Origin of the sequence: Aureimonas pseudogalii (assembly GCF_014196835.1) — a bacterium.
Taxonomy (GTDB): Bacteria; Pseudomonadota; Alphaproteobacteria; order Rhizobiales; family Rhizobiaceae; genus Aureimonas; species Aureimonas pseudogalii.
On record NZ_JACIEK010000001.1, the window covers coordinates 874668 to 888389 of the forward strand.

General features: G+C 69.9%; 14 protein-coding genes and 1 tRNA gene. 4 read left to right on the plus strand and 11 right to left on the minus strand.

Translation table 11 applies throughout. From position 1 onward, the window contains the following. Nucleotides 1-124: 124 nt before the first annotated feature. From GGR04_RS04015 to GGR04_RS04050, 8 genes are all read right to left on the minus strand, one after another. Entirely contained in the window at nt 125-976 is an 852-nt protein-coding gene (locus tag GGR04_RS04015) for an ATP-binding cassette domain-containing protein (protein WP_183198075.1), read from the minus strand. 31 nt (nt 977-1007) lie between these two features. Next, nucleotides 1008-1778 carry an aliphatic sulfonate ABC transporter permease SsuC gene (gene ssuC / locus GGR04_RS04020; protein ID WP_183198077.1) on the minus strand — a complete coding sequence of 257 codons (771 nt, stop codon included), beginning with the start codon at nt 1776-1778 and terminating at the stop codon, nt 1008-1010. An 11-nt stretch (nt 1779-1789) separates the two neighbouring features. Beyond that, nucleotides 1790-2968, minus strand: a complete 1179-nt coding sequence (ssuD, locus tag GGR04_RS04025) for an FMNH2-dependent alkanesulfonate monooxygenase (RefSeq protein ID WP_183198079.1) — start codon at nt 2966-2968, stop codon at nt 1790-1792. A gap of 52 nt (nt 2969-3020) precedes the next feature. Continuing rightward, on the minus strand, nt 3021-3977 hold the full coding sequence (locus tag GGR04_RS04030) for a sulfonate ABC transporter substrate-binding protein (RefSeq protein ID WP_183198081.1): 957 nt from the start codon (nt 3975-3977) through the stop codon (nt 3021-3023). A gap of 87 nt (nt 3978-4064) precedes the next feature. Beyond that, the gene (locus GGR04_RS04035; RefSeq protein WP_183198083.1) at nt 4065-4592 is read right to left on the minus strand and encodes a flavin reductase family protein; all 528 of its coding nucleotides are present in this window, start codon (nt 4590-4592) and stop codon (nt 4065-4067) included. 15 nt (nt 4593-4607) lie between these two features. Continuing rightward, entirely contained in the window at nt 4608-4784 is a 177-nt protein-coding gene (locus GGR04_RS04040; protein ID WP_183198085.1) for a hypothetical protein, read from the minus strand. A 391-nt stretch (nt 4785-5175) separates the two neighbouring features. Then, a complete protein-coding gene (locus GGR04_RS04045) occupies nt 5176-5343 on the minus strand; it encodes a hypothetical protein (RefSeq protein WP_183198087.1) in 168 nt (55 codons plus the stop codon). Nucleotides 5344-5448: 105 nt separating this feature from the next. Then, complete coding sequence (locus GGR04_RS04050) at nt 5449-6231, minus strand: helix-turn-helix transcriptional regulator (protein WP_183198089.1); 783 nt, start codon at nt 6229-6231, stop codon at nt 5449-5451. Nucleotides 6232-6321: 90 nt separating this feature from the next. Between GGR04_RS04050 and GGR04_RS04055 the strand changes: the two genes are divergently transcribed. The 3 genes from GGR04_RS04055 to GGR04_RS04065 are packed head-to-tail and all read left to right on the plus strand — an operon-like array spanning nt 6322 to nt 8418. Then, nucleotides 6322-6969 (plus strand): acyl-homoserine-lactone synthase, encoded by a 648-nt coding sequence (locus GGR04_RS04055; protein WP_183198091.1) that lies wholly within the window; start codon nt 6322-6324, stop codon nt 6967-6969. Continuing rightward, nucleotides 6929-8212 (plus strand): cytochrome P450, encoded by a 1284-nt coding sequence (locus GGR04_RS04060; RefSeq protein WP_183198092.1) that lies wholly within the window; start codon nt 6929-6931, stop codon nt 8210-8212. The genes GGR04_RS04055 and GGR04_RS04060 overlap by 41 nt, the downstream gene beginning before the upstream one ends. Beyond that, nucleotides 8209-8418, plus strand: coding sequence for a hypothetical protein (locus tag GGR04_RS04065; RefSeq protein ID WP_183198094.1), 210 nt, complete (start codon nt 8209-8211; stop codon nt 8416-8418). The genes GGR04_RS04060 and GGR04_RS04065 overlap by 4 nt, the downstream gene beginning before the upstream one ends. Nucleotides 8419-8727: 309 nt before the next feature. On the opposite strand, the gene GGR04_RS04070 is transcribed toward GGR04_RS04065, so the two are convergent. From GGR04_RS04070 to GGR04_RS04080, 3 genes are all read right to left on the minus strand, one after another. Further along, nucleotides 8728-9081 (minus strand): hypothetical protein, encoded by a 354-nt coding sequence (locus GGR04_RS04070; RefSeq protein ID WP_183198096.1) that lies wholly within the window; start codon nt 9079-9081, stop codon nt 8728-8730. Nucleotides 9082-9510: 429 nt separating this feature from the next. Beyond that, nucleotides 9511-9587: transfer RNA gene (locus tag GGR04_RS04075), tRNA-His, on the minus strand. 102 nt (nt 9588-9689) lie between these two features. Continuing rightward, nucleotides 9690-10217 carry a phasin family protein gene (locus tag GGR04_RS04080; protein ID WP_183198099.1) on the minus strand — a complete coding sequence of 176 codons (528 nt, stop codon included), beginning with the start codon at nt 10215-10217 and terminating at the stop codon, nt 9690-9692. A 258-nt stretch (nt 10218-10475) separates the two neighbouring features. Between GGR04_RS04080 and GGR04_RS04085 the strand changes: the two genes are divergently transcribed. Continuing rightward, entirely contained in the window at nt 10476-13664 is a 3189-nt protein-coding gene (locus GGR04_RS04085) for an ATP-binding protein (protein WP_183198101.1), read from the plus strand. Nucleotides 13665-13722: the final 58 nt, after the last annotated feature.

Sequence of the window (13722 nt, forward strand, 5' to 3'; positions counted from 1 at the left end):
CGAAGACGGCCGCGATGGTCGTTCGGTGCGCCGTGGGGGGCATGTCACGGCGCCGCGGATTACACGGCGCGTCCCGCTCCGCCCTCGTCCGGTCGTCGCGCGAGGCTCGGCGCCCCTGTCTCGGTCAGCGTGCGCCCGGCTGGCCGAGAAGCCGCGCCAGGATGCGCCCCTCGATCGCCGCGGCGGCGGCCGAGCCGCGGCGGCGCGGGCGCGGCAGGTCGACGCGTTCGTCGAGCGTGATCTCGCCGCCCTCGACCAGCACGATGCGGTCGGCGAGCGCCACCGCCTCCGAAACGTCGTGGGTGACGAGCACGGCGGTGAAGCCCTGCTCGCGCCAGACCCGCTCCAGAAGGCCCTGCATCTCGATGCGGGTCAGCGCGTCGAGGGCGCCGAGCGGCTCGTCGAGCGCCATCACCCGCGGATGGCTGACGAGCGCGCGGGCGAGCGCCACGCGCTGGCGCTGGCCGCCCGAGAGCACCGAAGGCCAGTCGCCGCCCCGCTCGGAGAGACCGACTTCGGCGAGCGCCTCGGCCGCGAGCCGGCGCCGCTCGGTGAGCGCCAAGCGCCGGTCGGCGCCGAGCGCGACATTGGCGAGAACCCGCTGCCAGGGCAGGAGCCGGGGCTCCTGGAAGACGAAGCGGGCCGACACCCCGGCGCGGCGGGCCTCGCCGCCGATGCGGATGTCGCCGGCATCGGGCGTCTCGAGCCCGAGGAGGAGGCGCAGCAGCGTGGACTTGCCGCAGCCCGAGCGACCGACGATCGCCACGAACTCGCCGGGGCGCACGTTCAGATCGATGTTCGACAGCACGGTCTTGTCGCCGTAGCGCTTGGCGACGCCGCGAAGCTCGATCTCCGCCCCGGCCGGCCGCGCGGCCTCGGCCGGCGTCGCCGCCGGCGCATCGGTGCGCACGGGAGACGCGAAAGGGCTGCGGGCGCGCGCGACCGCCTGGGGCTGGGGAAACAGTGCCGTGTTCATGGCGGTCGGCCTTTCCAAAGGGGTTCGGGCGCTAGCGGCGATAGCCGGGATGCCAGGAGAGCGCGGCGCGCTCGAGGATCCGCACCAGGCTGTCGGCGAGCTTGCCGAGCAGCGCGTAGATGAGAATGGCGAGGATCACGACGTCGAGCTGCATGAACTCGCGCGCCTGCATCGCCATGTAGCCGAGGCCCGAGGAGGCCGAGATCGTCTCGGCGACGATCAGCGTCAGCCACATGATGCCGAGCGCGTAGCGCACGCCGACGAGAATCGAGGGCAGCGCGCCCGGAAACACCACGCGGGCGAAGAGTTCGAGCCGCGAGACGCCGTAGACCCTCGCCATCTCGACGAGCTGCGGGTCCACCGAGCGGATGCCGTGGAACGTGTTGACGTAGACCGGGAAGAACACGCCGAGGGCCACGAGGAACAGCTTGGCCTCCTCGCCGATGCCGAACCAGACGATCACCAGCGGGATCAGCGCCAGATGCGGGATGTTGCGGATCATCTGCACGCTGGTGTCGAGCACCGTCTCGGAGCGGCGCGACAGACCGTTGGCGAGGCCGAGCGCGAAGCCGACGAGCCCGCCGACGGCAAAGCCCGAGAGCGCCCGGCCGACGCTGACGGAGAGGTGCTCGGCCAGCTGCCCGTTGCCGGCGAGCTTGGCGAAGGCCGCGGCCACCGCCACCGGCGAGGGCAGGACGTTGCGGGCGACGAAGCCGCCGGCGGTCGCCGCCTGCCAGACGGCGAGCAGCAGCAGCGGCAGGAGGAAGGGAGCGAGGCGCTCCCCGAGGCGTTGCCGGGTCATGGCCGATCCCTTCAGGTGGCGCGCGCGGCGCCGAGGCCGGAGCGCTGGCCGATGGCGGTCTGCAGCCCCGCGGGCACGCGGCTCTCGCGCCCGTAATGGCCGACGGTGAGGCCGAGTTCGGGGAAGAGCAGCTCGGCGACGCGGTAGGATTCCTCCAGATGCGGATAGCCCGAGGCAATCACCGTATCGATGCCAAGCGCCTGATATTCGCGGATGCGCGCGGCGACGGTGGCGGGATCGCCGACGAGCGCGGTGCCCGCGCCCTGGCGCACCAGGCCGATGCCGGCCCAGAGATTGGGCGAGACCTCGAGCGCATCGCGGCGCCCGCCGTGGAGCGCGGCCATGCGGGCTTGCCCGACGCTGTCGCTGTTGTCGCGAAGCGCCGTCTGCGCGTTGGCGATCGTCTCGTCGGAGAGATGCGAGATCAGCCGGTCGGCCTCGGCCCAGGCCTCCCGCTCGGTCTCGCGCACGATGAGGTGCAGCCGGATACCGAAGCGCAGGCGCCGACCGCGCTCGGCCGCCGCCGCGCGCACCCGCGCGATCTTCTCGGCCACCGCCGCCGGCGGCTCGCCCCAGGTGAGATACATCTCGACGTGATCCGCCGCGACGTCGATCGCGGCGTCCGAGGAGCCGCCGAAATAGAGCGGCGGATGGGGCGTCTGCACGGGGGGAAAGAGCGTGCGCCCACCCTTGGCGTTGAGGTGGCGACCCTCGAAATCGACTTCCTCGCCCGCCATCAGCGCGCGCCAGACTGTGAGGAACTCGTCGGCCTGCTCGTAGCGTTCGTCATGGGCGAGATGGATGCCGTCGCCGGCGAGTTCCCTCGGGTTGCCGCCGACCACGACGTTGAGGAGCAAGCGACCGTTCGTCAGCCGGTCGAGCGCCGCGGCCTGCCGGGCGTAGTGGGCGGGCGTCGCGACGCCCGGCCGGATGGCGACGAGGAACTTCAGCTGCTCGGTGAAGGGCGCGATCGAGGCGGCGGTGATCCACGAGTCCTCGCAGAACTGCCCGGTCGGCAGCAGCACGCCGCGATAGCCGAGCCGGTCGGCCGCCACCGCGATCTCGCGCAGATAGGCGTTGTCCGGCGCCCGGTTGCCGACGTCGGAGCCCAGGTAGCGCCCGTCGCCGGCGGTGGGCAGGAACCAGAAGAGATCGAGCGGGCGATCCTGGATGAAGGCATGGGTGTTCATCGCGTGTCTCCGTGGGAAGTCGCCGGGAGCGGGGTAGGCGCTGCCGAACGTGTCAGCTGCCGGGCCGCGACCAGACGATGTCGCTCACCTTGATCGGCTCGGGGATGAGGTTCAGCTTGGCGAAGCGGTCGGCCACCTGCTGCTGGGTCGCCACGATCTCGGGCGTCACGGGCGTCACCGTGAACTCGCCGCGCTCGGCCGTCAGCGTCTGCGTCTCGACGGGCACGCCGGTGGCCTGCGACAGCGCCTCGGCGACCTTGCCCTTGTTGGCATTGGCCCATTCGCCCGCCTCGCCCAAAGCGTCGATCGCCTGGGCGACGATCTCGGGATGGGCCTTGGTGAAGGTGCCGTTGGCGAGGAAGAACGAGTTGGTCTGCCCGAGGATCTCGGGGCCGGAGGCCAGGACGCGGGCGCCGTAGTTCAGTTCGGCCGCCGCATAGAAGGGGTCCCAGATGCTCCAGGCGTCCACCGAGCCGGAGGAGAAGGCCGCGCCCCCGTCGGCGGGGCTGAGGTAGACCGGCTCGATGTCGCCATAGGTCAGGCCGGCCTTTTCCAGCGCGGCGATGGCGACGTTGTGGGCGCTGGAGCCCTTGGTGAAGGCGAGCTTATGGCCCTTGAGGTCGGCGAGCGTGCGGATCTCGCTGTCCTTGGGCACGAGGATCGCCGAATTGTTGCCCTTGGCGGGCAGCGCCGCGACGTAGAGGAGGTCGGCACCGGCGGCCTGCGCGAAGATCGGCGGCGAGTCGCCGGTGGTGCCGAAATCGATCGAGCCGACGTTCAACGCTTCCAGCAGCGGCGGCCCGGCCTGGAACTCGATCCAGTTGACCTTGATGCCCTCGTCGGCCAGCGCCTTCTCGATCAGTTGCTGTTTGCGGGCGACGACGAGGACGCCGTTCTTCTGGAAGCCGACGTTGAACTCCTTCAGCGCCTCGGCGTCCGCGACGCCGGAGAGCGAAAGGATGACGGCGAGCGCGCCGGCGGAGGCGGCGAGACGGGAGCGGATCGACATGGAAACATCCTCATGGCTTCGCCGGTCCGCCCGATCGGGCGGTGTTGGCGGCGGTGAATTCGAAAACGCCAGAGTGAGAGCGAGCCGTCAGGCCGGGAGCGGCGCACCGAGATCGAGGGCGCCGTAGCGTCCCTCCGCATAGACGAGCGCCGGGCCGGGGGCCCCGAGCACGACCGCGCGCACCGCGCCGAAGATCAGCGCATGGCTGTGGCGCTCCACGACGTGCTCGATCTCGCAGTCGATCGAGGCGAGCGCGCCGACGAGGGCGCCCGCGCCGGTCGCCAGTTGCACCCACTCGGCGCCCTCGTAGCGCGCCTCTCCCTTCTCGCCGCCCCGCCCGGCGAACCGGTCGGCGACCGCGAGCTGAGAGGCCGCGAGAAGATTGACGCAGAAGGCGCCGTGATCACGGATCACCGGCCAGCTCGAGGACGAGCGGTTGATGCTGATCAGCATCGTCTCGGGATCGACGGACAGCGACTGGGCCGAGGTGACCGTCGCGCCGGTGCGGTGGAGGCCCGTGCCGGCGGTGACGACCGACACGGCGCCGGCCATGCGGCGCATGGCGGACTTGAGGGCGACCGGGGCAGGTGTGAAACGGCGGGGATCGTGCAGCATGGAAAAGCCCTTCGCTCAGCCGGCGTTCAGCGGCTGGCCGAGGCCCGACAGGGCATCGCTGAACAGACGTTCGCCGGAGCGCGCCCGCTTCAGCCGATCGCGCGCGTCAGGCGTCGCGCCGGGTTCGGCGGCGTCCTGCGGCAGCGGCGCGGAGCGCGTCAGGGTCTGGATCAGAAGCGAGAGATCGAACATGGGGCACCTCAGATGGCGAAGGTCGCCGATGCCCAACGATAACTATCACTATAGAATTAGTAGAGAGATACAGCGCTAGTTTGACGGTGTATCGTGAAACGATCGTCTCAAATGACCCCGCTCGGAGGATGATCGTTCGCTTCAGCCGGCGCTGGGTCCGGTTTGAGGGTGCGCCCCGCCGGAGACGGATCCGCGCGTTGGCCTCGTGCTTGTCCGGCACGCCGGTCGCCCGGCCGCTGTGTCGGCGGGCTCGTCCGGGCCTGCCAGGCAAGAGGCCGAATCTCACCGGCAGGCGGGCAATTGAGATAGCTGCGGTTCGGCGCGACGAGCCACCTCGCACGATGGCCGGCCCGACGTTGATCGCCGAGCCGGCCGCGGTGGATGGAACGTCCTACTCGTCGAAATCCTCGTCGTCGTCGGTGTCCTCGTGCGCGCGGAACCCTTCGCGCCAGAGATCGAACTCGTCGGTCCCCTTCTCGTAGGGGTTGGCGGAGATGCGCTCGCCCTCGGAGGCTGCGATCTGGCCCTCCTCGTAGGGCCCGGTGTCAAGATTGGACATGCTCGCCCCTTTCACTGTTCGGCGCGGCGATAATGCGGCAGGGCCCTCGCCGTTCCCCCGCTCATGCGTGGCCGGCTGCCGGTCGGACAGGCTGGCCACGAGCCGTCAGAAGGCGATGAGCTTCAGCATCAGCGCGGTCGCGACCGTGTGGGTCTTGTTCGAGCAGTTCAGCTTGCGCTGCGCGTTGGAGAGGTGGGAGACCACCGTCTCGCGCGAGATCCCGAGGATCATGGCGGTCTCGATCACCGTCTTGCCGTAGGCGGCCCAGATCAGGCTCTCGCGCTCGCGGTCAGTCAAGGATGCCGCCTCGAGCGACTGGCCCTCGCCGTCCAGCAGTTCGCGCGGCTTCAGCTGGTCCCGCGCCACCAGGTTCATCGCCCGCGTCGCCCAGTAGATCATGATCAGCTGAAACTGGAGCTGGTACTCGCGCTTCTTGATCACGCGCCTGAACAGCCCGACATCGTCGGTCCAATAGGCCACGGCCGAGCTCGAATAGTGTCGCCCGAGCGCGTCGGTGTAGTGGCAGGGCACCACCAGCCCGTCGCGGAACGAATGGTCGGCCGCCGCGTCCATGATCTTGCGGGCGAGTGGCTTGCGCACGCCGGGCCCCTTCGGCAGGGGCGTCGAGCTCCAGGTGAACGGCTGGTTGGTTCGCCGCGCGAAGGCCGCGCAGGGGTCGCCCGCCACGAAGTCGTTGGCGATGTAATCCTGGACCCACCCGTCGGTCGTCGTGGTGACGTAGAAGGTCTCGGGCTTGGGCCCCGAGCGCGTGTGCATGAAGCCGAAGGAGTGGAAACCGTTCCGCTGCACTTCGGCATGCATGATCTGCGTGAGCTGGTCGAGGCTGTCGGCGCTCTCGATGCTGGTGATCAGATCGTCGGTCTTCATCCAAAGTCCCACTTTCATGGGATACGTCGACCACGCCCCACGCCTTAACCCTGGTTGCACTAGCATTCCTGCAACCCACGGTGAAGCGACGTGCCAACCTATTCGGGTGTTTTCTTCCGTCCATCGAGCGATCCCGCGCGCTTCGACGCGGTGGCGCGACTGCGCAAGACCATCTTCGTCGATCAGCGCGGCTGGGATCTGCGCACGGTCGACGGGCGCGAGAGCGACCAGTTCGACCTGCCCGACACCGTCCATGCCACGCTCGCGCGGCGGGGCGCTCTCGTCGGCAGCTTCCGGGTCCGCTCGACAAGCGAGCCCTATCTCGCCGACTCCGTCTTTCCGGGTCTGGCCACCGACCGCCCCTATCCGCGCGACGCCGACTGCGTCGAGATCTCGCGCTTCGGGGTCGACCGGGACACCGCCGGCCACGAGGACGCCGTTCGCCTCTACGCGCTGATGTTCTGGTATGCGCGCCGGCGCCAAGTTCGCGCGCTCGTGGCGCTCTGCGACCCCACCTACGAGCGCTTCCTGCGAGCCTTGGGCGTGCGCACGCTGCGCTACGGCCCGCCGCAGACGGTGGACCTCGACGCCTTCGGGCGGCCGATCGAGGTGATGGCGGGCGAAATCCCGATGGCGACTCAGTCGGGCCCGCGCTTCCAGAAGCTTCTCGCGACCTGCGACGACATGGAGATCTCTGATGAAACATCCGTTTTCGGACGTCGCCGCCTTTCAGCGTGACGCGACCAGCCTCCTCTCGCGCGATTGCCGCGACGGCGAGCCGCTGAAGCGCCTGCATCTCGGCCTGCGCCCGGTCTACCAGGTCACCGATCCCGACCTCGTCAAGCCCATCCTCAAGGCCGACGAGACGATTCTCGACAAGGGCCGGATGGTACACAAGCTACGCTCGGTGGTGGGCATGAGCTCGCTGACGATCAGCGGTCCCGAGAACACGCGCCGGCGCGCCGCCATCCACGAGCAGCTGCGCGACGGGCTGGCGCAGCATTTCGTGCCGGTCGTCACCGATCTCTACCGTCAGGTCTGGTCGCGCCTGCCCGAGGAGGGCGTCGTCGACGCCCACAGCTTCACGGGGCCGCTGGCGCTGCGGGTGATCTGCTCCGTGCTGTTCGGCGGCGGCGTGCTCACGGCGGGCGACGAGGCCGCGCTGATCACCTGCGTCAAGCTGGTGGAGGACGACCTCGCCGACAGCATCACCCGCGTGCTGCCCGCCCTGCCGCATCGCCAACTCGCCAAGCGCCGGAACCTGCGCTTCGCGATGGCGGCGATGGATCTCGTGGTGCGCCGCGCCCGAGACAATGCGAGCGAGCAGAGCATCCTGCGCGGCCTGCGAACGCTCGGCCTCTCCGACACGGATCTGCGCGACGAGATCCTGATGCTGATGCTGGCGGGCCACCACACCACCGGCACCGCCGGCGCCTGGATCCTCTACTACCTCGCCAAGGATCCGGTGCTCGCCAACGCCGTGCGCCAGGAGGCGCTGCAGGCCTGCGGCCCCGACGGGACGCTCGACGCCCGTCGCCTCACGCGATGCGCCGTCAGCCTCAACGTGGTGAAGGAGGTGCTGCGCCTCTATCCCTCGAGTTACTGGTTCGCGCGCGAACTGAAGCAGGACCACGAGATCGCCGGGCAGCCGCTGAAGCGCGGCACCTCGCTGATCATCAGCCCCTGGCAGATGCAGCGCGACGCGCGATTCTGGAGCGATCCGACAGAATTCCGGCTGGGCCGCGACTACGGCGGCAAGACCTACCTGCCGTTCGGCGCGGGGCCGCGCGCCTGCATCGGCATCCAGGTGGCGATGCTCGAGCTGCAGCTTCTGGCGCTGGAATTCGCCCGGAACATGGATCTCGAAATCCACTCGCCGGTGCCCGCCCCCCTGCCCCGCCCGTCGCTGACGCTGATCCCCCCGCCAATCCTCGTCTCGGGCCGCATCCACCACCCCCATCACGCACGCGAGGCCGCATGATCGACGACCACGAGCCCCTGATGGCGCCAAGCTCCCTCGACCACGTGGAATGGGTCGCCTACCTCCGGCTCATCCGCAGCGAACTCGCCACCCTCTCGCCGGTCGCCGCCCAGTGCATCGAATGGGCCGAGGACATCCTGCGCCGCGAGGACGCGGCCGGCACCCGCCTCCTTCCGGTCACCAGCGCCGTGGCCCTTCGCCAGTAGCCGCCGGGGGAAAGGTACGGATCGATGGCATCCGACGCAGGCCGGCCTCTCGGCCCGCTTGCAGAGTTCGCCGTCCAGCGCCGTGCGCAACCCACGCCATCGCCGAAGGGCACGCCCTCGACGGTGGCGGATCGGCGCCGATACCGGCACGGCCGACGATCTCGCGAAACTCGCCGACGGCCGGGCGAACGCCATTGCGGGTCTCGGCAGCGGATGTCCTCCCGCCGCCGACCGCACACGCCGACGGCCATCCCACCATGTAGACCAAGTCGGATCCCGTCGTCGCGGCACCACCGACCATGCTGTCGATCAACAGTTGGCGGCGATGCCGGCGGCGTCGTTCGCGCCGCGCGCGGTCTGGCAGGCCGCGCCCTTCGCGAAATCGTTCAGGCCGTTGCGGGTGGCGTCCAGCGCCTCGGCCCCGGCCTCCTTGGCGCGGGCCACGGCGGGTGCTGCGGCATCGCGCACGTCGCCGGCGGCCGAGCTCGCGGCCTCCCCGACTTCGCGGCCCGCATCCTGAAGCGCCGCGCCGGCCTCGCGCGCCTGCTGCTGCGTCGACGTCGCAGGGGTCGCGGTCGACTGGACCGCCGCCGGCGTCCCCGGCTCGTCGCTGCAACCGGCCAGCAACATCAGAGCCACGAGGGCGGGAGCAAAGGCGCGCATGGAGAAACTTTCATCGTGAGAACTTTGGGTCACAGGAGATGGAGCACCCGCCCGCCCCTGCAACCCTCCAGGCTCTGGCGCGTGCGCTTTGCCTTGGGCGACGCTCAGGTCCTTCATGGGACACGGCTGCACGGATGGCGACCGGTCGGCGTCATGCGGACGAGCGGGCAGCGTGCGCTCTCTTACGAACTTACCGAGCATACCGGGTCGCATCACCGGCATATCGAAGAACACCTCGTTCGCCTGCAACACAACACATTAGGCCGCAACTCTGACCTAACGAACGACCGGCCGAAAACTTACGTCGAAGAGCAGCGGGTCGCGGTCAGCGTCGCGGACGCATCGTCGAAAGGAGAGCCCAACAGGTGGGAAGGATTTTCCCATCTCGGCGACGAGGCTTGCAACTTCAAACGCTACCGATGACGAAGATGGTACGGTTGGGCGGGTTCGAACCGCCGACCTCTGGAGCCACAATCCAACGCTCTAACCAACTGAGCTACAACCGCATCCGGGCGGGGTTCACCGCCGAGGCCTCGCAATAGGATTTTTTGCGGGCCGTGGCAAGAGGCGACGAGAGCCGCCTCCGCCAGGGCCGCGAGGGCCTGTCGTCAGAACGCGTCCTTGCCGCTCGCCTGTTCGGCGGCCTCGCGTGCCGGCTGGCTGACGTCGCGCGCCACCGACTGCGACATCTGCTGCATTTCCTTGGCCTGGTCGGTCGCCAGTTCGACCTGGCGGCGCACGAAGCTCGTCTGCATCTCGATGATCTCGGAGAGCGAGCGCGCGGAGGCCAGCTTCTCGAGATGGGCGAAGTTCAGCTCGGCCTGCGCCCGCAGACCCTCGATCGCCCGCTTCGACAGCGAGAGCGAGCCGTTATGGGCGTGCTCCATCGTCGACTCCAGCGTCTTGGTGGCCTGGTCGGCGGCGGTCTTCATGCGGGCGTAGGCGTCCTTCGACTGCTCCATCGACCGCTCGGTCATGGTGCGGAACGCCTCGGTCATCTTGGCGGGATCGAGCCCCATCGCGGCCTGCGCGTCACGATAGGCCTTGGGATCGGTCATCGTGTCGAAGGCTTTCTGGGCCTGGTCGTAGGCCTGGCGGCCGGGTTCGTTGCTGTTGAAGTTCTCGGTATCGGACATCGGGCATCCTCCTGAAGCGCTTCGGCAGTGGGAGGCTAACATGCATTTCCCCCCGAGGTTGCGACAGTGCGTCCGATTTTGTCGCGGTGCCGTTTTTCCTCGCATCGCTCGCGCCGCCCGCGAATTTAACCGTGCCGACAGGGACCGGCGTCGGCACGCCCGCGCGTTCTGGATTAACGGATGCCAAGCGCCTATTAACGTTCCAGTAACCGCATTCGACCTGCCGGAGACCCGCCCATTCCCGCCCCCCTCGATCTCATGGCCACCGAGGCCGTCCGCACGGCCAATGCACTCGGTTCCGCGATCGCGGTGCTCTCCGAAGACCTCGGCGGGATCGTCTGGGCGAACGGCGCGGGTCAAGCCCTGCTGCGCGGCACGCCGGACGAGGCCCCGGACGGCGCCGACGCTCAGCCGGTGATGCGCCAGATCGCCGCCGCGATCGGTACGCTGCGCGCCAAGGGCCGGACGCAGCTGCTGCTGCGCCCGGCCTCGGCCGCGCTCGGGCGGGCGGTGCTCGCCCGGCTGGAGCGGATCGAGGATTTCGAGACGCCGCTGGCGCTCCTCACGGTGCGCATCGAGTGGGCCCCCGCGGAGACCCGCCTGCAGCTGGCCGAGCGGCTCATCGCCGAAGCGGGCCTCGGCGACGCCGCCGCCTGCATTGTGGCCCGCGACGGGCTGGTCGCCGCCGCCGCCGGTCTGTCGCGCGAGGAGGAGCCGCTGCTCGCCGCGCAAGGCCAGGAGTTCCTCCTCTCGGGCGAGACGCGCCTCACCGTCGAGGACGAGTTCGGCGCTCTCTCCTTCGCCGAGGTCGCCCACGGCCTCGTGCTCATCCATGTGGGCGCACCGCCGGAAGCCGCCGCGACCCCTCCCCTTGCGCTCGACGATGCGCCCGAGACGGCGCCGGTGGCGGTCGTCGAGACCCCCGCCGAGCTCGAGGACGTCGCATCTGCGAAGCCCGGCGATGATGATTTCGCTGAAATGCGGGACGGCGAATGCGCCGGGGACGAGCCGGTCGAGGCGCGGCTTTCCGCAGGCGAGCCGGCCGAAGCGGTTTTGCCCGAAGCCGAGCCCCACGCCGCCGCCCAGCCCCAGCCCGCCCCGCCCGTCGCGAGCGAAGCCGCACCGCCGGCAGGCGACCCGGCGCCCGATTTCCGAGCCGATCTCACCGCCGAACCCGCGCGCTTCGTCTGGCAGATCGACGCCGAGGGCCGTTTCTCCTCGTTCTCGCCCGAGTTCGCCGCCGTGCTCGGCCCCCGCAGCGCCGACGTGATCGGACGCTCCTTCGCCGATGTCGCGGCCGTCTACGGCTTCGACGAGGGCGGCGACATCGGCCGGCTGCTGGCGCGGCGCGACACCTGGTCGGGACGCTCGATCCTGTGGCCGATCGAGGGCACGGACCGCCGTGCGCCGATCGACCTCGCGGCGCTGCCGCTCTATGGCCGCGACCGCGGGTTCGAGGGCTTCCGCGGCTTCGGCGTGGTGCGCCCGGCCGAGCATGTCGAGGATCCCGACGCGCTCGGGCTGGTTCTCGTGCGCCCCGTCGAGGCCACCCCGCCGCCGCCGCCTGCCGAGCCGTCGTCACCCGCCCCCGAGATCGTAGCGTCGCAAACGGGCGAGGCGGATGCGGCGCTTCGCCCGGCGCCGAAGATCCGTCGCATCGTCGCCGAGCCGGCCCCGGGCTTCGGACGGCGCTCGCAGCGCTCGATCGATGCGGCGAACGAGGCGGAGCAGGCCGAGGATCGGCGGCGCCTGCGCGAGGCCTCGCTCTCCAGCGCCGAGGCGGCGGCGTTCCGCGCCATCGGCGCCGAACTGCAGCTTCCGGCGAGCGCGCCGAGCCTCGTCGCCCTCGCCTCGCAGCCCCCCGTCGCGCCGGCGGCGGCGCCGCCGATCCTCGCCAGCGCCCTGCCCGAGGTGCCCGACATCGGCTTCGAGGAGGACGACGATCCCGCGCTCGCCGCCGCGCGCGAACTCGAGACGCTCCTCGACGCGCTGCCGCTCGCGGCGCTCGTTCAGATGCAGGAGCAGCTCGTCTTCGCCAATCGGCGCTTCTTCGGGCTGACCGGCTATCCCGATCTCGACGCGCTCGACGCCGTCGGCGGCCTCGATCACCTCGTGGTCTCCTGCGGCATCGACGAGACCGATTCGGAAGCGGTGATCCGCAAGGCCGACGGATCGCAGGAGCGCGTGCGCCTCTATCTGCAGCGGATCACGGTGGCGGGCCGATCCTGCCTGCTGATGACCTTTCCGGCCCCGGAACAGACGACGGCCCCGATCCCCGACGTGTTGACCCCCGAGGTGCTGGCTCCCGACGCGTCGATCGACGACCTGCGGCGCGAGCGGGACGAGCTGCAGGCGGTGCTCGACACCGCCACCGACGGCATCCTCCTCCTCGACGACGACGAGCGGCTGCGCAAGATGAACGGTTCGGCAGAGGCCCTGTTCGGGCTGGCGGCCGAGCAGTATCTCGGGCGCCCCTTCGTCGATCTCCTCGCCCCCGAGAGCCGGCAGCCGGCGCTCGACTACATCGAGACGCTGCGCGACAACGGGCTCGCCGCGATTCTCAACGACGGGCGCGAGGTGAGCGCGAAGGTCGCGGCCGGCGGCGCCACGATCCCGCTCTTCGTGACGCTCGGCCGGCTGGCCGACGGCCGCGGCTGGTGCGTCGTCATCCGGGACATCGCCCAGTGGAAGCACGCCGAGACCGACCTCGTGGCGGCGCGGCGTCAGGCCGAGGACGCGAGCCTCCACAAGAGCCGCTTCCTCGCCAACATCAGCCACGAACTGCGCACGCCGCTCAACGCCATCATCGGCTTCGCCGACGTGATGGCCTCGGAATGCTTCGGCCCGATCGGCCATGCGCGCTATCTCGAGTATCTCGGCGACATCAAGCGCTCGGGCCACCACGTGCTCGATCTCGTCAACGATCTTCTCGACATCTCGAAGATCGAGGCGGGCAAGGTCGAGCTCACCTTCGAGTCGGTCTCGCTGAACGAGGTGGTGGCCGAAGTGGTGTCGCTGATGCAGCCGCAGGCCAATCGCGAGCGCGTCATCGTGCGCTCGGTGCTGCCGGCCTCCGTGCCCCCCGTGGTGGCCGACCGGCGCTCGGTCCGGCAGATCGCGCTCAACCTCATCGCCAACGCGGTGCGCTTCACGCCCGCCGGCGGCCAGATCGTCGCTTCCACCCATTACGGCAAGGGCGGCGAGGTCACGCTGCGCTTCCGCGACAGCGGCATCGGCATGACCGAGCGCGAGATCGAGATCGCCCTCACGCCCTTCCAGCAGGTGAACGCCGCCGCACTCGGCCAGGGCGAGGGCACCGGCCTCGGGCTGCCGCTGACCAAGGCGATGGCCGAGGCGAACCGCGCCCTCTTCTCCATCGCTTCGACGCCTGGCGAGGGAACCTCCGTGGAGATCGTCTTTCCGGCGCAGCGCGTTCTCGCGGACTGATCTTGAATGATAAGTGATCTATACTTTTTCAGGCGTGAGTTCACGGTCTAGAATCACT

Excerpts from the sequence above, each read along its gene's own strand:
- ssuD (WP_183198079.1), bottom strand. The coding sequence starts at position 2,968 with ATGAACACCCATGCCTTCATCCAGGATCGCCCGCTCGATCTCTTCTGG.
- GGR04_RS04035 (WP_183198083.1), bottom strand. The coding sequence starts at position 4,592 with ATGCTGCACGATCCCCGCCGTTTCACACCTGCCCCGGTCGCCCTCAAG.
- GGR04_RS04080 (WP_183198099.1), bottom strand. The coding sequence starts at position 10,217 with ATGTCCGATACCGAGAACTTCAACAGCAACGAACCCGGCCGCCAGGCC.
- GGR04_RS04040 (WP_183198085.1), bottom strand. The coding sequence starts at position 4,784 with ATGTTCGATCTCTCGCTTCTGATCCAGACCCTGACGCGCTCCGCGCCG.
- GGR04_RS04045 (WP_183198087.1), bottom strand. The coding sequence starts at position 5,343 with ATGTCCAATCTTGACACCGGGCCCTACGAGGAGGGCCAGATCGCAGCC.
- GGR04_RS04065 (WP_183198094.1), top strand. The coding sequence starts at position 8,209 with ATGATCGACGACCACGAGCCCCTGATGGCGCCAAGCTCCCTCGACCAC.
- ssuC (WP_183198077.1), bottom strand. The coding sequence starts at position 1,778 with ATGACCCGGCAACGCCTCGGGGAGCGCCTCGCTCCCTTCCTCCTGCCG.
- GGR04_RS04030 (WP_183198081.1), bottom strand. The coding sequence starts at position 3,977 with ATGTCGATCCGCTCCCGTCTCGCCGCCTCCGCCGGCGCGCTCGCCGTC.
- GGR04_RS04070 (WP_183198096.1), bottom strand. The coding sequence starts at position 9,081 with ATGCGCGCCTTTGCTCCCGCCCTCGTGGCTCTGATGTTGCTGGCCGGT.
- GGR04_RS04015 (WP_183198075.1), bottom strand. The coding sequence starts at position 976 with ATGAACACGGCACTGTTTCCCCAGCCCCAGGCGGTCGCGCGCGCCCGC.
- GGR04_RS04085 (WP_183198101.1), top strand. The coding sequence starts at position 10,476 with ATGGCCACCGAGGCCGTCCGCACGGCCAATGCACTCGGTTCCGCGATC.
- GGR04_RS04060 (WP_183198092.1), top strand. The coding sequence starts at position 6,929 with ATGAAACATCCGTTTTCGGACGTCGCCGCCTTTCAGCGTGACGCGACC.
- GGR04_RS04050 (WP_183198089.1), bottom strand. The coding sequence starts at position 6,231 with ATGAAGACCGACGATCTGATCACCAGCATCGAGAGCGCCGACAGCCTC.